This window comes from Proteus sp. FME41, from assembly GCF_014897315.1.
In the GTDB taxonomy this organism is placed as follows: Bacteria; Pseudomonadota; Gammaproteobacteria; order Enterobacterales; family Enterobacteriaceae; genus Proteus.
On the sequence record NZ_JABUYL010000004.1, the window covers coordinates 140,629 to 162,884 of the forward strand.

Genomic DNA, 22,256 nt, shown 5'->3' on the forward strand with positions numbered 1-22,256 from the left:
ATTTCAAGATACCACAAGGCGACAAGTAAATGAGTTGCTTGGCACATATAAAAATATGTGACTAGCGTGAATGAGCCTAGTCAACAATGCGGTAACTTGAAGTATGACGAGTATAAAGTTAAAAACACAAACCAATTTTACATTCATATTAAAGAGAGGTCGTCAGCATGACTCGTCGTGCAATCGGGGTAGAAGAGCGCCCACCATTATTACAAACAATTCCGTTGAGCCTTCAACATCTGTTTGCAATGTTTGGCGCCACCGTACTTGTGCCAATTTTATTTAAAGTTAATCCGGCAACAATATTGTTATTTAACGGGATCGGAACCCTGCTTTATCTCTTTATTTGTAAAGGACGCATTCCTGCTTATTTAGGTTCAAGTTTTGCGTTTATCTCGCCAGTGCTTTTACTTTTACCTTTAGGGTATGAATTAGCGCTTGGGGGATTCATCGTTTGTGGTGTGTTATTTTGCCTTGTGGCTGGCATTGTCAAAATAGCAGGACGAGGCTGGATTAATGTGATGTTTCCGCCTGCGGCAATGGGCGCAATCGTTGCCGTCATCGGGCTAGAGTTAGCTGGAACTGCGGCAGGAATGGCAGGATTATTACCCAGTGCAGATGCACCCGTTGATAATCAAACATTACTTATCTCTATGGTGACTTTAGGCGTTACCATTTTGGGCTCTGTGATGTTTAGAGGATTTCTTGCTATTATTCCTATTCTTATCGGTGTCTTAGCCGGTTATGCACTCTCTTTCTTTTTGGGCGTTGTGGATATTACGCCAATTAAAGATGCCAATTGGTTTGCACTGCCCACGTTTTACTCTCCGCGATTTGAATGGAGTGCCATCTTTATTATTTTGCCTGCTGCATTAGTGGTTATTGCAGAACACGTTGGTCATCTTGTTGTGACCGCTAACATTGTAAAGCGTGATTTAATGAAAGACCCTGGCTTACATCGTTCTATGTTCGCAAACGGTTTTTCTACTATTATTTCAGGTTTCTTTGGTTCAACACCAAATACAACGTATGGTGAAAATATTGGTGTAATGGCAATCACCAAAGTTTACAGCTCATGGGTTATTGGGGGCGCGGCAATACTCGCCATCTTGTTATCTTGTGTTGGTAAATTAGCCGCGGCGATAGCTGCAGTGCCTGTTCCTGTGATGGGGGGCGTGTCTTTACTGTTGTACGGTGTTATTGGTGCATCAGGTATTCGTGTCTTGTTAGATTCAAAAGTCGATTATAACAAACCACAAAATTTAATATTAACGGCCATCATTTTGATCGTGGGTGTGAGTGGTGCGTCCATTCAAATTGGTGCTGCTGAATTAAAAGGTATGGCTTTAGCGACGGTTGTAGGTATCGTGTTAAGCTTAATCTTTAAATTAGTGAGCATTGTTCGCCCTGAAGCAGAATTAGTCGATAACACGGTAGAATCAGTAAGTGGCACTGCTAATAAAAAATGACCGTTTAAGTCAATCAAAAGTCATATGCTGAAATTAATAAAAAAGGTGGATAATATCCGCCTTTTTTATTGTACTTTGTTTTTATGTTAATATGAAAAACTAAGATTTTTGTTGTTTTAAGTATTTAAAACTTAGAAAAGCATTATTTATTCAATCATGATATTTATTTAAATAAAATAAATAAGACAATGGTTGTATGTTTTTATACGAAATAGGCATTTTATCTGCTGTTTGAGTGGTCTTCATTTTAAGGTTGGTAAAGTCTCTGAAAGGGTATAACGCAATTTATGGAAAAGCTCATTGAAATTTATGATTTCATTGTTTCAAAGCAGATATTCACCACAATATTCTTAGTTATCGTATTGCTGGTGGTGTGGTTTCTCGCCAAAATGATATTCCGACGAATAGTGAAGCGTTTACTCTTTTTATTTACTGAGCTTTCGGATGAAGAGACCATCGAAGACATCGCTAAAAAAAGTGCATCTATTGTTGCTGTCACGTTAGTCCTTTATATAAACCAGTTATTACCGTCTTTTTCACCAGAGATGAATATTATCTTTGAGACGGTTGCTCGTGCTTTTATTATTATCAATATTGCATCATTGCTGAATAATGCGCTGGATATTTTTAATATTAGGCATGCAAAAAAAGCGTGGCATCGTAATAACTCGATCAAAGGTTATATTGAAATTGCTAAAATCGTGGTTTGGCTAATCTCATTTATCCTGATTATTGCACTATTTACTGAACAATCACCCCTTATTATTATCTCAAGCTTCGGTGCAATTGCTGCCGTATTAATGTTTGTTTTTCAACATACACTGATCTCTTTTGTCGCCAATATTCTTATTTCTAATGGAAAAGTATTAAAGCTTTATGATTGGATTGAGCTACCTAGTAGCAATATTAGTGGTGAGGTGATTGACATTGCATTACACACAATTACTGTGCGAAATTGGGATAATACCATTTCACGCATACCGACAAAAGACTTCCTAACCGAGAAATATACTAACTGGCAACCCATGTTTTCATCTGGAGGACGTCGGATTAAACGCAGTTTTTATATTGACCAATCTTCCATTTCATTTGCGACAGAAGAATTAGTGCTAGAGTTAAAAAATACAGCACCTCTTCGTAAAAGCATAGAAGCAATGCTTGAAGGGAAAGAAGAGGAGATGAGCGATATTAATGCATGGTTAGAAATAAAAGGAGTAACCAATTTACAGCTATTTCGAAAGTACATGTTAAATTGGATAAAAATGCGCGGTGATGTTCGCCCAGATATGTATTTAGTAATAAGAACAATGCCACCTACACCAATGGGATTACCAGTAGAGTTATATTGTTTTACTCGGGCAACAACATGGGTTGAATATGAAGAGACACAATCGGAAATTTTCGAGTATATAAATGCATCAGCAAAATATTTTAAGCTCGATATTTATCAACAGCCTTCAGGTAGCGATGTTGCAAAATTAAGATTCAGATAATAAAAATGATTAATTAAATGAAGAACATTTTCTGATTTTGCTTTAAATAATGGGAGGTACAGCGAGGTGACAAGTGGCAGGTACGAATTAATGAAGCCAACAACGCTGACACTTAACGTATAATAGTATATAAAATAAGCATATTACAGTCAGCTTGCTGTTATCTTAATCAGCTCCATGTGCTTTTTTAATATTGGTTCTGACCTTGTGAGAATTTGTGTTAGAATCACCACGTTTATTAAACTATTCAGGTGAGGTGCTTCTGAATACGCCGTCACAGCTATCATTACCACTATCTCTGCCTGATGATGAGACATTCGATAGCTTTTATGCAGGGGAAAACGCGTCGTTAGTCGCGGCTATTCGAACTGCTATTCATCAATCGCATGGCAGTTATATCTATTTCTGGTCTCGTGACGGAGGTGGAAAGAGTCATCTATTACATGCCGCTTGTGCTGAGCTTTCATTAAAAGGTGATGCTGTTGGGTATGTGCCTCTTGATAAACGAGCCTATTTTGTTCCCGATGTTCTTGAAGGTATGGAACATTTATCTTTAGTCTGTATTGATAACGTTCAATGCATTGCGGGAGATGAAGAGTGGGAACTTGCCTTATTTAACCTTTATAATCGCGTGCTAGAACATGGTCGAACATGTTTATTAATCACGGGTGATCGTCCACCTCGTCAAATAGAGTTACAACTTCCTGATTTAGCTTCTCGCCTTGATTGGGGGCAAATTTACCGTTTGCAGCCATTAAGTGATGAAGAAAAAATTCAAGCTTTACAATTAAGAGCTAAGCTTCGTGGATTTGAATTACCAGAAGATGTGGGTCGTTTTGTGTTAAAACGCCTTGATCGAAAAATGCGGACTTTATTTGAAATGCTCGATGAACTTGATCATGCTTCTATTGTTGCTCAACGAAAGCTCACTATCCCCTTCGTAAAAGATATTCTTAACCTTTAATGTAAACCCTCATCTTATTGAGGTGAGGCGAAGAATTCTACGTTTCTCAATTCCCTTTTTAAACAGAGCGATTTATCTTTGTTGATAGATAATGATAAATCATTATTTATATTTCTGTTCATCTAAATAAAAACCGCTAGCATTATAAAAAGCTAGCGGTGAGGACACACAATAAAGGAGAGGGTTAAATAATTAGTTTGCTTCTACTACTTTTACTTTTTTCTGAGGAACCATTAAGAAAATCAGATAAAGTGCAGTAATTGCTACAGTATAACCTGTAAAGATTAACCAGAATGATTTCCAGTCAACCGCGCCATTAGTGGTATATAAGTCAATAACCCAACCACTTAACATGGCACCTAAATAAGTACCAAAACCGTTCACTAAGGTCATAAACATGCCTTGTGCTGTTGAACGATATTGTAATGGGATCTCTTTTTCTAAGAACAATGAACCAGAGATATTAAAGAAGTCAAAAGCACAACCATACACAATCATTGATAACAATAAGACGATTTGACCTAATGATGTGTAGTCACCGTAAGCAAAGAAACCAAAACGTAAGATCCATGCAATCATACTAAATAAAACAATAGTTTCGATTCTTACGCGTTTTAATAACAGTGGTAGGAACAGAATAAATACGACTTCTGAGATCTGTGAAATAGATAAGAACACAGAAGGATAACGTGCAAAAAATGAATCATCAGCATTGGGTAATGCGGCAATATCTTGCAGGAATGGTACGCCAAAAGTATTGGTAATTTGCAGTACAGACCCTAATAGCGTTGCAAAGAATAAGAAAACAACGACATTTTTCTTTTTAAATACATGCAAAATATTAGAGAGACTAAATGCCACTTCTTCTGCTTTAGTTTCATTTTTATCGGCAGCTTTTGTTGCGGGTAAGAATATGGCAAATATAGCCAAAACAATAGACGCAATAGACGCAACAAAGAGTTGATGATAGCTATTGCCCAAACCTAAGAAGCTAATAACCCACATAGCAGCGATAAAGCCGACAGTACCGTAGACACGGATTTTTGGAAAGTAGTTATTTGGCTCTAAATGTTTTTGTTCTAACAGTTCAAAAATAATACTGTTTGCCATTGAGATACTTGGCATAAAGAAGATTAAATGCAGAAGTGTTGCAAAAAAGAGGGTGGTTACCGTCGTCATCTGCGACATTAACACTAAAGCGAGTGCAGAAAAGATATGCAGGGTAATAAACACTAATTTACGGTTATTTATTTTATCTGCAATAAATCCCATGATGACAGGTGCGATAAGGGAGGCTAGTCCAAGGGCACTGAAAATAAGCCCAACATCACTACCTTTAAAATGCAGTTCACCAAAGAGGTATGAGGCAAATGTGACAAGCCAAGAACCCCATATAAAGAACTGGAGGAATGAGACAAGTTTTAATCTAAGTACGATATTCGTACGATATTCATCTGTTTTCCTAATTAGCCTAGCAATCACCTGACACCATAATGATGATTGGTTAGTTTTAATTGCCCATAATGTTGGCTATAACGTTGTTTATTTCACATACACCTATAACTTCATTCCACACGGGGTCATTGTCATTAAGTTAAAAGCTAACAACAAAAGAAGAGATAGCGTAAATAACAAATTGAAAGCTTATTGCTGTGTTGTAGTATTGTTTAAATTGTCTATTTTTTGTTAATTTCTTTCTTGGATGATAATGAAAAAATAGAATGGCAAAAATTTATTGTCTATCAATTCTGCTATCATATTTTCTGATGTCCATGATATGTAGGAACGCATTTGTGTAAAGAGACTTGAGTCACAATATAAATGAAACGCATGATTATTTTTTTCTTTTAAGGGTGACTTATTACGAAATAGTGTGATCTTTATAGACTTTTCAAAAACCGATGATTTCTTAGTTATAAAAAAAATGAAATTGAGATGAAATATTTTGAAAGGAGAATGTAAGTTGCTTTTTTCTATTGTAGAAATAAGAAACATTTTACCAATGATGATATTTACAAATTAATAACATTTAATGTGTTGTTTATTACTTGAGAAAGAGAGTAAACGGTTGCGAGGCCAATAGGAAAATAAACAGGTAAAAAGCCCATATTTATCTAGTCACGCTATTATGCAGTGTAAATAAGGGCTTTATTTGAAAATGTTAACTCAATAGCGCTTTCACTTGCTCTGGTGGACGGCCTAAACGGGCTTTATTCCCCACAACCACAATAGGGCGCTCAATAAGCTTCGGGTTTTCATGCATAGCTTGAATTAATTCATCTTGTGATGTTTCGTCAGCAAGTTTTAACGTTTTATAGATCTCTTCTTTTGTACGCATTAACTTTCTTGCATCATCAAAACCTAATGCCTCAAGAAGGGCTTTGAGCTCTTTGACAGAAGGCGCGGTATCCAAATAGTGAATTACCTCTGGTGTTATGTGCATTTCTTCTAATAAATGTAAGGTTTCACGGCTTTTTGAACAGCGTGGATTATGATAAATCGTCACTTTCTTGGTCATGTTGTCCCTTATTTGAATTGGCTGTCTCTTTGCTGAATTTTTCTTAACTGATCAATACGTGCATCAAAGCGAGCTTGGTCATTACTGCCTAGTTTAACTTGTCTGCTTGCATCACCTAAATACCGAATCGCTGTTTCAAAGTCTCCTCTGAGTGCTAAATCTTCGGCATAAGCGGCTAATTCATGGGCTCTATCACCTTGTTTGGCTGAATTTTCTGCCATTAACTGCCAACCGATAGGATCATTGGGGTTATCAAAGGTATAACGATAAAGTAGGCGATTAGCCTCGTTATATTGCTTGTTATGCATATACGCATTGGCTAAATTGGCAATAATAACGTTATTATTTGGTTTTTGTTTTAATGCTAATTGTAGCCTTGCTACGGCATCGCTTGCCCGATTTTGCTCTAAATCGATATCCGTCATCGCATCAATAAACCAAAGATTATTAGGCTCTTTTTCTAACATAGGAGCCAGTAATTTTCTTGCTTCATCAAATTTACGATCACGAGAATAAATCAGTATTTGTGCATAATTAGCGGCAGATTTTTCAAGAGTAGTCCCTTGCTTAAACTGATCCAGTGTAGTTTGCAATGCATTATCTGATGCAGGTGTTTTGTTTAGCATGGTGAATGCACGCATTTTTGCAAATAGAAAATCGGCTGACTGAGGAAGTTGGCGTGCAGGATATTGGCTGGCACGGCTTCTTGCATCGGATAATCGGCTATCGGGTAAGGGGTGTGTTAATAGCATCTCTGGGGGTTTAGAGCTATATCGTACTTGGTCAGCAAGAATTTGCATAAAGTCAGGCATCCCCTTAGGATCAAATCCAGCTCGGTAGAGGGTTTGTATTCCAATACGATCGGCTTCTTGCTCGTTCATTTGCGTGAACGTAATCATGTTTTGTTGCATGCCCGCCATACTCCCCGTAAAGGTTGCAAGACCTGCATTGGGGTTTGCCATAAATATCAGAATGGAACCCAGTACCCCAGCAAGCGCTAACGGTGTGGTTTTAGCCTGATCTTCAAGCATACGAGCTAAATGGCGTTGGGTCACATGTGTGATTTCATGTGCCATTACAGAGGCTAATTCACTTTCATTTCGGCTATAACGAAAGAGTGCGGAATGCAAAACAATATTTCCGCCAAAATAAGCAAAGGCGTTAATATTGGGGTTATTAACTAAATAAAAGTGAAAGGGGGTTTTGACTGAGCTGGCATTCGAAACAAGTTTTTGCCCTAAATTATTAATATAGTTAGAAAGTAAAGGGTCAAAAACTAATGGTGCACTATTTCGCAGTTGACGAGTATAGTAATCACCCATAGCAATTTCTTGATTGATGCTTAGTGTCGATCCTGCGGTGGTTCCCATATCAGGTAGAGAATCTTCAATATCAATCGCTGCATGTGCGGGTATTACTGATGTTGATAGCAACGCAGAAACAAGAAGCGCGACTAATGGTTTTTTAAGTCTGAGTTTCATACAACTGTATCCTGATAGCTATCTTAACGAAAAATTAATAATTAATGATGTATGATAGCAAAACCTAACGTAAAATCTGTCAAAAGATTATTGCTTATGTAAATGAATACATATAGCTCTATTATTCTGATTATTATAAAGGATCTTTATTTTCATGCTGGACTTGCTTGTTCAATGGTATAAACGCCGATTTGCTGATCCACAAGTTATCGCCCTTGTGGTTATCTTAATTGCAGGCTTTTTAATTCTGTATTTTTTCAGTGGCATACTGGCTCCTTTGCTAGTGGCAATTGTGCTTGCCTACCTTTTAGAATGGCCAACTCATTTACTTGAAAAATTAGGTTGTGCTCGTATTTGGGCTGTATCGATAATTCTGACACTCTTTATTGGTATTAGTGCCATTGTTATTTTGATTTTAGCACCCACCGTCTGGCAACAGGGCATGACACTGATTTCAGATATCCCAAATATGATCAATAAGTTCAATGCATTTGCTCACGAATTACCTGATCGTTTTCCTGCACTAATGGATGCGGGAATTGTCGATATGATGGCAGAAAATTTACGCAGTAAGTTCTCAACAGTGGCAGAGTCTGTCTTAAAAGTCTCTTTAGCCTCGTTAATTGGTATTATTACACTTTCAATCTATCTTATTCTAGTTCCTTTAATGACCTTCTTTTTACTAAAAGATAAGCAGCAAATGCTAAATGCAGTGCGCCGTGTTTTACCGAAAAACAGAATATTAGCGGCACAAGTATGGATAGAAGTGAATCAACAAATTACCAATTATATTCGCGGAAAAGTCACCGAAATGGTGATTGTAGGTATCTTTACTTATTTTGTTTTCGCCTTTTTTGATTTGCGCTATTCCGTATTGCTTGCCGTAATAGTTGGTGTTTCTGTTTTGGTGCCTTATGTTGGTGCTGTTTTAGCAACTATTCCGGTTATTGTGATCGCATTATCTCAATGGGGCTTAGGTTCTGATTTCTGGGCATTATTTATTGCTTACCTTGTTGTTCAAGGGTTAGATAGCAACTTATTAGTCCCAATTTTGTATTCTGAAGCCGTGAATATGCATCCTTTGGTTATTATCTTATCAGTGATTATATTTGGTGGGATGTGGGGGTTCTGGGGGGTTTTCTTTGCCATTCCATTAGCTACATTGATAAAAGCGGTATTGCATGCACTTCCTGATGAAATTGCGAATGAACAACATATCAAGAAAAGTTAAATGAATTGAGTTAACAAAAAACAGACAGTGTAAACTGTCTGTTGTCTTATCAAGAGCAGGCATCTATTACGGATGCTGGGTGAGATAATCGAGAACGACTTGATGGTGGTTACTGGTTTTAAAGCTATCGAAAACGTGTTCAATCATCCCGTTTTTATCAATTAAGAAAGTAGTACGATGAATCCCATCGTAAGTTTTTCCCATAAACTGCTTTTCCCCCCAGATACCAAATTCTTCAGCCACTTTATGATCTTCATCTGAAAGCAATGTGAAATTTAACATCTCTTTTTCAGCGAAACGAAAAAGCTTTTCTGATTTATCTGTGCTTATGCCCAATACTTCCACTTTGGCTTTTTTCAATGCGTCCATTTCATCACGTAAGCCACAAGCTTGAGTCGTACAGCCTGGTGTCATTGCTTTAGGATAAAAATAAACAAGCACACGTTGACCCGCAAAATCAGATAAATTAATCATTTCTCCATCTTGGTCGGGCAGACTGAATTGAGGAGCCTTTTCACCGGCTTTTAATGGGTTCATTAGGTCATTCTCCATTTTTTACTGTTTCATCATCAGACTATTTACGATACTTATTGTGCCTTGAGCATTTAGCTCTGTACATAATTGATTGAATTTCTCATTAATGACAAGACCATGATCATCTAATGGATTATGCGCCGTAATTTGTATCTCTAAACGGGCGGGTGTTCCATCTTCTGATGGGTGCGTTTTAGAAATTAATTCTGCAAGATTAAAATTATGTTGGCTAAATAAATTAGTAAAACGTTCTACAATACCAGGTGCATCTTCAATATCGACCTTTGCTGCAATCGTAGAAGGGTAAGTAATGGGTGTGCCATTGGTTGTTCTTTTCATGACGGTCAATAAATCAAGTTCTGCACTTTTAATGGGTAACAATGCTTCCAATTGCGCGATAGCATTCCAGCCACCTGAAAGTAGCATGATAAACGTAAACTCTTGACCAAACATCGCAAGTCGGCTGTCCTCGATATTACATCCGCATTGGCTGACTAATTGTGTGATGGTATCAACAATACCGGGACGGTCAGCGCCTAATGCAGTAATGACGAGAAAATGTTTATCAGGTATGGGCAAAATAAGGTTCCTTTTGACTTTCAGTTTATTCTTAACAGGTAAACACAAAATTTGATTTCTGCCAAGATCCCTTGCTCACTATCTTTAATTATTATATCTCTTTAACTCACATCAAAGAATATTAGCAAATTTCATTAGAAACCTAGAGTTAAGTAGTTTTCAATAGAGCAATGAATGAGTACCATTGAGTATAAGTCTATCTCGGAGCAATGATTATGGTGAGTAACAAATTTAATTTTACAGGCAGTATGGTGGCATTGGTTACGCCAATGGATGCAAAAGGCAACGTTGACCGGGTTAGTTTACGTAAATTAGTTGACTATCATATGAATGCAGGGAGTGCTGCTATTGTTTCAGTGGGAACAACAGGAGAGTCAGCAACATTAAGCCATGAAGAACATGTTGATGTGGTTTTAATGACATTAGATATGGCGGATGGACGTATTCCTGTCATTGCAGGCACAGGGGCTAATGCAACATCTGAAGCGGTTTGGTTTACTCAACAATTTGAAAATAAAGGTATTGTTGGTTGTTTGAGTGTAACGCCTTATTATAATAAACCGTCTCAAGAAGGGTTATATCAGCACTTTAAAGCGATTTCTGAAAGCACAGCATTGCCACAAATCCTGTATAATGTACCCGGTCGTACTGGATGCGATTTATTGCCAGTAACAGTTGCACGTTTAGCCAAGTTGGATAATATTGTGGCAATTAAAGAGGCGACAGGGAACTTAAGTCGGGTTAGTCAAATCCAAGAGTTAGTCAATGATGATCGTTTTATCTTATTGAGTGGAGATGACGCATCATCATTAGATTTTATGCAACTTGGCGGACATGGTGTTATTTCGGTTACTGCTAACGTTGCAGCGTCAGAGATGGTAGAATTATGCCGATTAGCAAATGCGGGTGAGTTTGCAAAAGCACGCGAACTTAATCGACGTCTGATGGACTTACATCATCAGTTATTTGTCGAACCTAATCCAATCCCAGCTAAATGGGCGTGTCAACGTATTGGATTGATTGAAGACGCCACATTGCGCTTACCTATGACTCCGTTGACATCATCAGGTCAGCAAATTGTTGAGAAAGCGCTGTTAACAGCGGGAATACTGTAAAACTTAGGGAATTTTAATGGCAACACTATTGCATAAATCAAAGATTATGAAAGTCGCGGGTCTGTCGCTGGTGGTTTTACTGGCAGCCTGTTCGAGTGATCAGCGCTATAAACGTCAGGTCAGTGGTGATGAGTCTTATTTAGAGACGGCAGGCCTAAAGAATTTAGCGATTCCAGCGGGTATGGTGTTGCCTTTACAAAATGGGGAATATGATATTCCAACCCCAAAAAGAACAGAACCTGTAGGTTTAGCGCTGGATATTCGTCCTCCTACACAGGCACTAAATTTATTAAGTGGTTCACGCAGTGAAAATAATGCGGATAACAGTAAGCTGTTGTTACCAAGCTCACCTGAAAATACAACACTGTATGAACAAGTCACGTCTATCCTAAAAGATAAAGGTGTTGCTGTTACTAAAAGTGATGCAGGACAAAAAGAAATTCAGACTGATTGGATAACATGGTTACGTGCTGATGAGAATGTACCTTTCCAAACGCGTCAGCGTTTAACTATTGCTCAATCAGGTAATGTGATTTCATTAACAGTCACTAATGAAGGTTTGCGCCAAGGCGAAACAGAGGTAACTGATCCGGCTGAAGTGAAGCGTTACAATATTTTAATGCTTAATGAATTGGTTGATGGCTTAAACCGTATGCGTAACTTAAGCGAAAATACGGCAACAAGTAATCTGCAAGGTATTATTGATGTTCAAAGTGGCAGTGATAATGCGGGACTTCCAGTCATTATTGTACGTGCGCCATTCGATGTTGTTTGGGATAGATTGCCAATCGCATTAGAAAGTGTGGGTATGAAGATGGGGGATCGTACACGTTCTAAAGGTTCAATTGAAGTGACCTATAAAGGAATGAGCAGTGCGAATTGGAGTTCGTTAGGCGTTGATAGACCAACAGTTGAAGAAGCGGATTATAAATTACAAGTGGGTGATTTGAATAACCGCAGTAGCTTACAATTTATCAGTGATAAAGGTAAGCCACTCACACAATCACAAAACGACCAAATGGTTGCTGCACTGAAAGCTGCATTTAGTAAACCGGTGAAATAAGCGTTACGCTTTATAAAATAAAGAGAAGCCGCACAAGATGAATTGTGTGGCTTTTTTTATATTTTTAATTGACAGTGCTTATCTACATCCATTTAACTCGTAGAAACTAAATTAGAAAACATTAATTAAATTCATCATTAATTGAATGCTCTTTTAATGACGGTTTTAATTTAGAGTTATTAATAATATTAATCTTAATGCAATACACTTAAAATTATGCAATATTGCGTCAATTATTATTCTTATTAAAAATAACAAAGCATTCTCTGACTATATGAAGGAGTATTTATGAGTGCGGGTGATATGGTTATTCACTTAATATTAAGTGGAATACTTATTGTAGGTGTTTATCAGTTTTATTTTTTTACTCAACGATATACATTGAGAGAAGCGAAAGTTATTAATTCACCTGTTGATGAAAAAATTCCTTTCTGGCCTTGGTGGTCATGGATATATAGCTTTCTATATTATCCTGCAATCCTATACCTCAACTGGATTATTCAAGACTCAAGACAATTTATTATGATTGTTTTTAGTTACATTGTGTTATTGGTTATGCAGATGTTTTTCTTTATTGTGTTCCCAGTTGCTACACCAGCACATTGGCGCACAATTAATCCTGGAAAAACAGCCTCAGAAAAATTTCTTAAGTTTGTTCAGTACTTTGATGATTCTTCAAACTGTTTTCCGAGTATGCACGTATCGGTTGCAACACTCACGGCCTGTCTCGCTTATGCAACGTTAGGACCATTAGTTTTCCTATTTCCACTGTTTATTGCCTTATCTTGTATGTTTACTAAACAACACTATTTAATTGATTTACCAGCAGGCGCCTTATTAGGTTGGTTTGCTTATGAAATTTATTGTTTTATTATTTAATGAAAGTTAAATATATTAAATGATACTGGTATTCTAAAAACAGAAATAGATAAACCAATAAAGATATGTCATTAATTTTTACCGATACTAATGCTTATCGCCAAATTAATATCCAATTAAACGGATATTAATTTGGTTTTTCATTTATGATTACCCCAAATAAGAGTAATAAAAACCATTCCAATGTTAACTAAAAAAAGAATATTATCTGAATTTAGGGATAATGTGGTGAGATAAGCTACGGTTATTCTTATTTTGACTTTTTATATTCCTTATATTCTGATTTTATCTAAATATTACTCACATCAATAGTAGTAACAAATTGTTATCAATTTAAACATTAAAGATTAATCAATCAAAATATAGTGGCGAATAAATTCTATTTTAGCTCAAGAAAAAATAGAGTTATTGGTACTTTATGATGGTGGTTTTTTAGTGATAATACTCACGTTTTAAAAGCTTTTTTGTCCAATCTAGAGTAGAGTAAGTGAAGCAAATTTCTTGTTAAACCTATCACATCTTTGGAGTGTGTCAGATGCAGAAAAAAGCTGAGTTGTATCGTGGAAAAGCCAAGACGGTCTATGCCACTGAATCTTCTGATTTTCTTATCCTTGAATTCAGAAATGATACATCAGCGTTAGATGGCCAACGTATTGAACAGTTTGATCGTAAAGGTATGGTAAATAATAAATTTAACCATTTCATTATGAATAAACTGGAAGAAGCGGGTATCCCAACGCAGATGGAACGTTTGCTTTCTGATAATGAAGTGCTAGTCAAAAAACTTGATATGGTGCCTGTTGAATGTGTTATTCGTAATCGTGCGGCTGGCTCATTAGTGAAACGTTTAGGCGTTGAAGAAGGTATGCTTTTAAACCCACCTATCTTTGATTTATTCTTAAAAGATGATGCGCGTCATGATCCTATGGTGAATGAATCTTATTGTGAAACCTTTGGTTGGGTGTCTAAAGAAAACCTCGCAGAAATGAAACGTCTTAGCTATAAAGCAAACGATGTCCTTAGCGAACTATTTGATAAAGCAGGACTTATTTTAGTCGATTTTAAACTTGAATTTGGTCTATTTCATGGGAAAGTTGTATTAGGTGATGAATTTTCTCCTGATGGTAGCCGTCTATGGGATAAAAACACCTTAGATAAAATGGATAAAGATCGTTTCCGTCAAAGCTTAGGCGGATTGATTGAAGCATACGAAGAAGTTGCACGTCGAATCGGTGTTTCTTTAGACTAAACACGCAAACGATTACGTAACTAGAGTGAGATATAATAAAAAGGTCAGTTTAAAAACTGACCTTTTTTTGTTCTAGCTGAAAAGTATTAAATGATGAGAAAACTTATCGTAATTCAAAGCTCTCTAATAATTGTTTAATTTCATTATTAAGTGCAAGATTATCAATGTATTGATTAATTACAGGGGTAGGTTGAATAAGTGCGTATTTACACAAAAATATTAAAAAATAACCAATATAAACATCAACCGCCGTGAGGTTTTTACCACAAATATAAGGATTAGCACTGGCTAAGCCTGTTTCTAAACAATGAAAAGCGCGTTCAAATGAGCCAAAACCTGAGGATTTTTGTTGTTCTTCATTAAGCTCAATGCCAAGGTCTTTTACAGTAAATGCAGATTCTATAGGACCCGCGGTAAAAAAGAACCAACGATAATAAGCTGCACGTTCAGGTGAATCTAATGCAGGAGCAAACCCTTTTTCAATAAATTTATCTGCTAAATAAGCACAAATGGCTGAGGTTTCAGTAACAACATGGCCATCATCAACTAATGCGGGAACTTTTGCCATCGGATTAATAGCAAGGTATTCAGGGCGATGCATAGGTTCGCCATAATCTAATTCAATACGTTGATAAGGCACATCCAATATTTTTAAGAAAAGTTCAACTGTGTTACCGCGAGATACTGTATTAGTATAAAGAATAAGTTCGCTCATGATATTTCCTTACTGTGTCGATTCACTTTATGTTTATTTGAGATGGGACAGCAAGGTGGATATTACGGGAGAGATGTGTCAGTTCTTGTCAGGAGTCCTCTCCAAGGATCTGTTTTTTCCATCGAGAGAGTAAATAATTTTTAGGATAAGGCAGGTTATCACTTAAGACTTCATAAGAAATGATCCGGTCAAGCCGAAAATGGCGATAATTTTGGCGTAATTCACACCAAGCTGCGATGACTTGTGAATATTGAAAATAACCTACGGCAATAGGCCAGATAATTCGACTACTCAATTGATTTTGTGCATCTTTATAATTGATCTTTGCTTTTCTTTCTTCACGCAAACTGAGGCGTAAATCTTTCGCAATTGTGTCATTAACTTCAATAATTTGGTTTGTGGGGACAAATAACGTATTTTGTTCAAGCAAAGCTTGATGTTGTGTAGTGACAATAGCATTGATCTTATTGATTGCTCGTACTGCCGAGTGGCTCAGTTCTTTATCAGTGTTACTTTCAACCCAACGTAATCCTAAAATAAGGGCTTCAAGTTCATTAATATCAAAGGTCAGTGGGGGAAGCAATAACCCTGATTTTAATTGATAACCAACACCCGCTTCTCCTGTAATTTCAGCCCCTTGATTACGTAAAGACTCAATATCACGATAAATCGAACGTACACTAATGTGTAATTTATCTGCCAGCACTTCTGCGGTGATGGGGTAGCGGTTTTCTTTTAAAATCTGTAATAAAGTGAGTAAGCGCTGAGTTCGTGTCATTAAGTTATCTATGCATTAGTAAGGAAAAACGATAAGTAGAGATAAGCATTTTATGATGAAACCATTCCAAAAGCAGTATTATTGCAGACGATATCTATTTACTGATCGCTATAGCGCGTTATCTATTTTACTCTGATAAGCCCTATCATTTGGCTCTCAAAAAATAGGGACTAGAATAAGCCAAAATTTTGTTATTATCTCAATGTAAGTGATAAATTTAATCATAATAAAGATAATTAGCCTATTAAAATAATGGGGATAACTTATGCGTTGGAATGATCGCCGAAGAAGCAACAATGTTGAAGACAGAAGAGGACAACCTTCCTCTACATCAGGTGGTGGTAATCTCCCTTTAGGATTAATTGCACTTTTATTACGTACAAAATACGGTTTTGTCATTATTATTGTTTTAGTGGTAGCTAGCTTTATGGGGTTTGACCTCAATTCATTAACGGGTGAAACAAATAAAGCACCACAACGCAATGAACAACAAACTGCACTTTATAATGAGGCTGCTGATTTTAGCAGTGTTGTTTTAGCAAGTACGGAAGATTTTTGGCAGGCAATTTTTGCACAAGCAGGGAAACAATATAGCTACCCTAAACTTGTGCTATACACCAATAGTACAACAACACAATGTGGTACTGGCACAAAAATAATGGGGCCTTTTTATTGCCCTGCTGACAGAAAAATTTATCTTGATCTCTCTTTTTATAATGAGATGAAACAGAGCCTTGGCGGTGGTGGTGAATTTGCCCAAGGCTATGTTATTTCACACGAAGTCGGACATCATGTTCAGCATCTATTAGGCATTACAACTCAAATGCGTGAAAAACAACAAATGGCACGCTCAAAAGCAGAAGTAAATCGATTATCCGTAAAACTAGAATTACAAGCAGACTGTTTTGCAGGGATGTGGGGACATTTTATTGCGGGTGAGGGTCGTATTGATGAAAGTGATTTATTAGCTGCCATTAAAACAGCACAAGCCATTGGTGATGACAAATTACAGCAACAACAGCAAGGTTATGCCGTACCAGATAGTTTCACACATGGCACAGCAGAACAGCGTAAAACGTGGTTTATGCGTGGATATAACAGTGGCAATATAAAATCTTGCGATACATTTGCTTCTTCGTCTTTGAACTAATACCATTCTTTGGTAAATGAAAGACAATTAACACTATAAAGAGAAAGGGTTAGGAACGAACATGAGCAATGTTGATCCCTCATTATTGATTTTACTGGTTCTCGCTGGTCTTGGTATTATTAGTCATAATATGACCGTGACGTTAGCAATGCTTGCTTTGCTAGTCATTAAAATTACACCATTAAATCAATATTTTCCGGTTGTCGAAAAATATGGCATGACTATTGGGATTTTAATTCTCACCATTGGTGTTATGACGCCGATTGCCACAGGGCGTATTTCTGGGCAAGAAGTTCTAAATTCATTTTTAAATTGGAAGTCACTATTAGCAATTGCAATTGGTATCGCTGTTTCTTGGTTAGGAGCTAGAGGTGTTTCTTTAATGAATAACCAACCTTCAACGGTGGCAGGTTTATTAGTAGGAACGGTGATTGGTGTGGCGCTGTTCCGTGGTGTCCCTGTTGGCCCTTTAATTGCAGCCGGTATTCTTTCGTTATTAATTGGTAAATCCTAGCAGTGTCACTTTCCCATTTGCATCAATATCAGCAAAAGTTAGCCCACTTAGGGCAACGGCAATTACTGCTATTAGCGGGTGATGAAACTTGGCAAACAACACAAATCAAGATGGTCACTCAGTTATGCCAAGGTGATTGGGTAACCCTTTCACCTAAACAGCCGAATGCTATTTTACCTGAGCAAGCTATTCGTCTGTTAGGGCGAGAATTTCTACATGCTATTTTTGATGCCAATGAAGAATTTAATACAGATGCTTTAGCTATGTTAACGGGCACATTAAAAGCGGGCAGTTTACTTATTTTATGTTTACCTGATATTGATAGCTGGGATAATTATATTGATAACGATAGTCAGCGCTGGAATGATACCCAAGGTGTGCTTTCAACGCCTAATTTTATGGCTTGGCTAAAAAGCATCACTTTAGATAATAGCCAAGCGATTGTATGGCAACAATCAACCCTACTTTTGTTACCTACGCTTATTGAAATTGCAGAACCTTGGTCAATTCCAAAGGGTTTACCTACCGCAGAACAGCAAATTATTTTAGATAATTTACTGGCATCCACATCTGGAGTTTGGAGTGTTATTGCACCAAGAGGGCGAGGAAAATCAGCGCTTGCAGGAATGTTTATTGAACGATATCAAGGTAATGTGATTGTTTGTGCACCGGCTAAAAATAGTACGGATGTTTTATCCTCACACACTAACAAAACCATTTCATTTTATTCGCCAGATAATTTAATAGCACTGTGTATTAATGATGAAATTCGATGCGATTGGCTGATTATTGATGAGGCAGCTTCTTTACCTATTGCACAATTAATTAGGTTGTGTGGCTATTTTCCTAACGTGTTAATGACAACCACTGTACAAGGATATGAAGGAACAGGACGTGGTTTTATACTTAAATTAGGAGACAGCATTCCTCATTTACACACCTATCAATTACAAACACCGATTCGCTGGGCTAAAAATTGCCCGTTAGAGTATTGGCTTAATCACTTATTATTGCTTGATGAACCTAATTATAACCTCGATCGTAAGCAACACGGTGATGTCTTTATTCAGCGCCATCAAGGTGATTGGTACAAGAACACCACACAGCTTCAAGCTTTTTATCAGTTATTAACCAGTGCTCATTATCGAACAACACCTTTGGATTTACGACGTTTACTTGATGGTAAAAAACAACATTATTGGTCAGCCCTAATTAATAAAGAAAGTGTAGGGGCGGTATGGTGTATTGGAGAAGGAGAATTGCCTTTTGAGCTTGCTTATGATGTATGGCTAGGCACTCGTAGGCCAAGGGGTAATCTGGTTGCTCAATCATTAGTGACTTATGGCTTAACGCCTGACGCGATGTGTTTAACCTCATTGCGGATTAGCCGCATTGCCGTTTTACCTCAATATCGACGCCAAAAAATTGCGGCGAGTTTAATTGACCACATTGTTAACGTAAGCAAAAAGCAGAATATTGATTACCTTTCTGTAAGTTTTGGTTATACCGATATGTTAATGCAATTTTGGACACAATGTGGCTTTCAAATAGTTCGATTAGGGGTGCATAAAGAAGCGAGTAGCGGATGCTATACCGCAATGGCGATTTACCCGCTAACAGAAAAAGGTGAACAGTTATTACACTCTGCGTTAAGTGCATTTTCTTTGCAATATCAGCAGATAGTACAACAAACGGGACTTTGCTTACCTATTCAGTTGGTGCCCCAAAAAATTGCGACACAACAAGATCATTGGAGAATGATGGCGGGCTTTGCTTTTGCCCACCGTCCTGCACTAACCGTTTATCAAAGTGTTGCTGATTTTTTGCTAGGTTATGAGCAACGCTACCCGCTATTAGTGGCATTTTTCATCGACAATAAATCGATTGAGCGGTGTGTGGCTGAATTTTCTTTATCAGGAAAAAAAGTCTTAATTAAGCAACTAAGAGAACAATGTGCGAAATTGATGGCTGAAAAAGAGCCTCAATTAACATCGCATTATCAACAGTGGTTAGCTACTTTTTCTCATTCTTCTTGTTTTGATCTTTCTTAGGCCAGTCATCTTCATCATCCCATTTGTCATTGAAATCACGATGAGGTGGCAATTTACGTTTATTTTTAAGAAATTGTTTGGGATCGATTTTATTCATATCTTTAATGGCATTAATAATAATTCCAACTAAGAATATTAAAATTACCCACCAATAGTCAGCAAACCAGTGCATAAATAAGCCTTCTGTTTTAAAATTGTTATTGAGAATGAGGATCTTTTTTATTTAACTCTATAAAATAACGTAACAAAGTATGAGTTGGAAAAGCACAGAATGAAACGGATATTATTAATTATAGCAGGTTGGTTATGTGTTGGATTAGCAACACTGGGTGTTATTTTACCGGTGTTACCAACTACTCCTTTTTTATTACTTGCGGCATGGTGTTTTTCACGATCATCAACACGTTTTCATCATTGGTTGCTTTACCGTTCTTGGTTTGGCCCTTATTTACGTTATTGGCAAACGTATCAAGCTATGCCTAAAGGCGCTAAGCCGAAAGCAATATTAGTCATCTTAATTACCTTTGCTATTTCACTGTGGTTAGTGTCGATGCTTTGGGTCAGAATATTATTACTGATAATCCTAGCGTGTTTGTTGATATTTATGTGGAGACTTCCTGTGAATGATCAACAAGAAGCTCCATGTGAAAAATAAGGTTATTTAAGCAAAACGTTACTCAGGTAAAACAATATAACGGGAAAATATTTCGTCAAGATTGTTTAATAACCACTGCTTACCATCAATATTTTCTTCCTCTAAGACGGATTTAAGAATATCAGGTGTATAAGCAAGAGACGCTTCATGAGAAAGAGGCCAATAACTGATATGCCAAGGCTCGTAAGCAATATCGCTCTCTTTATGAGTAAAAGGGCGATAAAAATCATATGCCGACATATTTTCAGTTAACCATTCATTGAGCTCTGAAAAATAGCCACCTTCTTCGTATTCCCAAGGCTCTAATTGTAACGATTGACCTTCTGGTAAACGGAAAGGATCGTAAATATCAATTTCTGTGCCCCAATGATGACGACTTGCTCCTGGCAGTGCTGACCATTTTAAAATAGCAGTACAGCGTTCACCTTCTGATAATGCATGAATATCAATCGGCTGGCTTTGTGCATCTAAGACAGGGCGAGCACCTTCAAACTTTCCATTCCATATAGCCAATTGGCGATTAAAATCACGAAACGAACTGGCCGGCATTAATTTAAAGCCAGCTTTTGTCGCTTGTTGTTGTAATGCTAAAAACGCTTTAGTGGCATTAAATTGTAAGCGATGTTGGCCTGATAAAGTAACTAAATGATCGGTAGAACGACCGGTTAGCATTAAAGGCGTTATCATAAAATAAGTTGCTCCATAACTCGCTGATAAATTCGGCTAAGTTGTTGTAAATCTGCGGCATTAACACATTCATCAACTTTATGAATGGTCGCATTAACGGGACCTAATTCAATAACTTGCGCCCCCATTTGTGCAATAAATCGCCCATCAGAGGTTCCTCCGCTGGTGGAGAGTTCGGGATCTAAATTAGTGTAATGCTTGACTGAGTAACGAACGGCTTCAAGCAATTTACCTTGACCCGTAATAAAAGGTTGGCCTGATAAAGACCATTCCAATTGGTAGCGAAGTTGGTGCTTTTGTAATAACGCTTCTGTACGTTGACGAATTTCTTCATCGGTAATGGCAGTACTAAAGCGGAAATTAAATTGAATAAACAGCTCACCAGGGATCACATTATTACTGCCTGTACCCGCATGGATATTGGCGATTTGCATTGTGGTGGCGGGGAAGAATTCGTTACCGTCATCCCAAACAGTATTAACGAGCTCTTGAATAAAAGGGGAGGCAGTATGAATAGGGTTTTCTGCAAGGTGAGGATAAGCAACATGGCCTTGAACACCTTGAATGACTAAATTTGCAGTTACTGAGCCTCGGCGACCATTTTTTACCATATCCCCCAATTGATGCTGGCTTGACGGTTCACCGACAAGGCAATAATCCAGGCGTTCACCGCGCGATATTAAAGATTGTACAACTTTAACGGTACCATCAGCCGCTTTAGCTTCTTCATCTGACGTAATTAAAAAAGCCAATCGTCCACGATGATCGGGATAGGAACGAACAAAGCGTTCTGCAGCAACAATCATTGCCGCAAGCGAGCCTTTCATATCAGCCGCACCACGACCATAAAGCATGCCATCACGAATAGAGGGTTCAAACGGTGGATTCTCCCATAATGCGGGGTCACCTGTAGGGACAACATCAGTATGACCGGCAAAGGCCAGCGTTTCGCCCTCACCCCCTCGACAAGCCCATAAGTTTTCAGTGTCACCAAAGGGCATTCTTTCAATAGTAAAACCAAGAGGGGCGAGTCTATCAATAATCAATTGCTGACAACCTTGATCGTCAGGGCTGATTGATGGACGTGAAATGAGTTGTTGTGCAAGCTCAATAACCGGACAGGACATAAAT

At 37.6% G+C, this 22,256-nt stretch carries 22 protein-coding genes; 12 read left to right on the forward strand and 10 right to left on the reverse strand.

Translation table 11 applies throughout. The features are described 5' to 3' along the window. Window positions 1–167: 167 nt before the first annotated feature. The 3 genes from uraA (at window position 168) to hda (ending at window position 3,926) form a co-directional block, all read left to right on the forward strand. Window positions 168–1,469 carry a uracil permease gene (uraA, locus tag INT04_RS05615; protein WP_193015192.1) on the forward strand — a complete coding sequence of 434 codons (1,302 nt, stop codon included), beginning with the start codon at window positions 168–170 and terminating at the stop codon, window positions 1,467–1,469. A gap of 287 nt (window positions 1,470–1,756) precedes the next feature. Beyond that, a complete protein-coding gene (locus INT04_RS05620) occupies window positions 1,757–2,962 on the forward strand; it encodes a mechanosensitive ion channel family protein (RefSeq protein ID WP_193015193.1) in 1,206 nt (401 codons plus the stop codon). A 256-nt stretch (window positions 2,963–3,218) separates the two neighbouring features. Further along, window positions 3,219–3,926: a DnaA inactivator Hda gene (gene hda / locus INT04_RS05625; protein ID WP_319022961.1), complete on the forward strand. Its 708-nt coding sequence runs from the start codon at window positions 3,219–3,221 to the stop codon at window positions 3,924–3,926. Window positions 3,927–4,118: 192 nt separating this feature from the next. On the opposite strand, the gene INT04_RS05630 is transcribed toward hda, so the two are convergent. The 3 genes from INT04_RS05630 to INT04_RS05640 form a co-directional block, all read right to left on the reverse strand. Then, window positions 4,119–5,408: an MFS transporter gene (locus INT04_RS05630; RefSeq protein WP_319022960.1), complete on the reverse strand. Its 1,290-nt coding sequence runs from the start codon at window positions 5,406–5,408 to the stop codon at window positions 4,119–4,121. 679 nt (window positions 5,409–6,087) lie between these two features. Further along, a complete protein-coding gene (gene arsC, locus INT04_RS05635) occupies window positions 6,088–6,444 on the reverse strand; it encodes an arsenate reductase (glutaredoxin) (RefSeq protein WP_193015195.1) in 357 nt (118 codons plus the stop codon). An 8-nt stretch (window positions 6,445–6,452) separates the two neighbouring features. After that, window positions 6,453–7,925, reverse strand: coding sequence for a tetratricopeptide repeat protein (locus tag INT04_RS05640; RefSeq protein ID WP_193015196.1), 1,473 nt, complete (start codon window positions 7,923–7,925; stop codon window positions 6,453–6,455). Window positions 7,926–8,079: 154 nt separating this feature from the next. Between INT04_RS05640 and INT04_RS05645 the strand changes: the two genes are divergently transcribed. Then, window positions 8,080–9,156, forward strand: coding sequence for an AI-2E family transporter (locus INT04_RS05645; RefSeq protein ID WP_193015197.1), 1,077 nt, complete (start codon window positions 8,080–8,082; stop codon window positions 9,154–9,156). Between the two features lie 66 nt (window positions 9,157–9,222). On the opposite strand, the gene bcp is transcribed toward INT04_RS05645, so the two are convergent. Next, entirely contained in the window at window positions 9,223–9,693 is a 471-nt protein-coding gene (gene bcp, locus INT04_RS05650) for a thioredoxin-dependent thiol peroxidase (RefSeq protein WP_193015198.1), read from the reverse strand. A gap of 18 nt (window positions 9,694–9,711) precedes the next feature. After that, window positions 9,712–10,269: a glycine cleavage system transcriptional repressor gene (locus INT04_RS05655; protein WP_193015199.1), complete on the reverse strand. Its 558-nt coding sequence runs from the start codon at window positions 10,267–10,269 to the stop codon at window positions 9,712–9,714. A 215-nt stretch (window positions 10,270–10,484) separates the two neighbouring features. On the opposite strand from INT04_RS05655, the gene dapA reads away from it, so the two are divergent. The 4 genes from dapA to purC all read left to right on the forward strand — a co-directional run bounded on the left by dapA (window position 10,485) and on the right by purC (window position 14,575). After that, on the forward strand, window positions 10,485–11,384 hold the full coding sequence (gene dapA, locus INT04_RS05660; RefSeq protein ID WP_193015200.1) for a 4-hydroxy-tetrahydrodipicolinate synthase: 900 nt from the start codon (window positions 10,485–10,487) through the stop codon (window positions 11,382–11,384). A gap of 16 nt (window positions 11,385–11,400) precedes the next feature. Beyond that, window positions 11,401–12,447, forward strand: coding sequence for an outer membrane protein assembly factor BamC (gene bamC / locus INT04_RS05665; RefSeq protein WP_193015201.1), 1,047 nt, complete (start codon window positions 11,401–11,403; stop codon window positions 12,445–12,447). A 288-nt stretch (window positions 12,448–12,735) separates the two neighbouring features. Further along, window positions 12,736–13,326, forward strand: coding sequence for a phosphatase PAP2 family protein (locus INT04_RS05670; protein WP_193015202.1), 591 nt, complete (start codon window positions 12,736–12,738; stop codon window positions 13,324–13,326). A gap of 535 nt (window positions 13,327–13,861) precedes the next feature. Continuing rightward, complete coding sequence (purC, locus tag INT04_RS05675) at window positions 13,862–14,575, forward strand: phosphoribosylaminoimidazolesuccinocarboxamide synthase (protein ID WP_193015203.1); 714 nt, start codon at window positions 13,862–13,864, stop codon at window positions 14,573–14,575. 103 nt (window positions 14,576–14,678) lie between these two features. On the opposite strand, the gene INT04_RS05680 is transcribed toward purC, so the two are convergent. Next, window positions 14,679–15,290 (reverse strand): glutathione S-transferase family protein, encoded by a 612-nt coding sequence (locus INT04_RS05680; protein WP_193015204.1) that lies wholly within the window; start codon window positions 15,288–15,290, stop codon window positions 14,679–14,681. An 88-nt stretch (window positions 15,291–15,378) separates the two neighbouring features. Continuing rightward, window positions 15,379–16,068 (reverse strand): helix-turn-helix transcriptional regulator, encoded by a 690-nt coding sequence (locus tag INT04_RS05685; RefSeq protein WP_193015205.1) that lies wholly within the window; start codon window positions 16,066–16,068, stop codon window positions 15,379–15,381. A gap of 265 nt (window positions 16,069–16,333) precedes the next feature. On the opposite strand from INT04_RS05685, the gene INT04_RS05690 reads away from it, so the two are divergent. The 3 genes from INT04_RS05690 (at window position 16,334) to INT04_RS05700 (ending at window position 19,783) form a co-directional block, all read left to right on the forward strand. Next, window positions 16,334–17,218, forward strand: a complete 885-nt coding sequence (locus INT04_RS05690; protein WP_193015206.1) for a neutral zinc metallopeptidase — start codon at window positions 16,334–16,336, stop codon at window positions 17,216–17,218. Between the two features lie 61 nt (window positions 17,219–17,279). Next, window positions 17,280–17,732, forward strand: a complete 453-nt coding sequence (locus tag INT04_RS05695) for a DUF441 domain-containing protein (protein WP_006533030.1) — start codon at window positions 17,280–17,282, stop codon at window positions 17,730–17,732. 2 nt (window positions 17,733–17,734) lie between these two features. Further along, a complete protein-coding gene (locus INT04_RS05700) occupies window positions 17,735–19,783 on the forward strand; it encodes a tRNA(Met) cytidine acetyltransferase TmcA (protein WP_193015207.1) in 2,049 nt (682 codons plus the stop codon). On the opposite strand, the gene INT04_RS05705 is transcribed toward INT04_RS05700, so the two are convergent. Beyond that, the gene (locus INT04_RS05705) at window positions 19,746–19,955 is read right to left on the reverse strand and encodes a YpfN family protein (RefSeq protein ID WP_193015208.1); all 210 of its coding nucleotides are present in this window, start codon (window positions 19,953–19,955) and stop codon (window positions 19,746–19,748) included. The genes INT04_RS05700 and INT04_RS05705 overlap by 38 nt on opposite strands. Before the next feature lie 99 nt (window positions 19,956–20,054). Between INT04_RS05705 and INT04_RS05710 the strand changes: the two genes are divergently transcribed. Then, window positions 20,055–20,438 (forward strand): DUF454 family protein, encoded by a 384-nt coding sequence (locus tag INT04_RS05710; protein WP_193015209.1) that lies wholly within the window; start codon window positions 20,055–20,057, stop codon window positions 20,436–20,438. Window positions 20,439–20,456: 18 nt separating this feature from the next. Here the strand turns inward: INT04_RS05710 and INT04_RS05715 are convergent, their stop codons facing one another. Beyond that, on the reverse strand, window positions 20,457–21,125 hold the full coding sequence (locus INT04_RS05715; protein WP_193015210.1) for a M15 family metallopeptidase: 669 nt from the start codon (window positions 21,123–21,125) through the stop codon (window positions 20,457–20,459). Then, entirely contained in the window at window positions 21,122–22,252 is a 1,131-nt protein-coding gene (dapE, locus tag INT04_RS05720; RefSeq protein ID WP_193015211.1) for a succinyl-diaminopimelate desuccinylase, read from the reverse strand. Before dapE ends, INT04_RS05715 begins: the two co-directional genes overlap by 4 nt. Window positions 22,253–22,256: the final 4 nt, after the last annotated feature.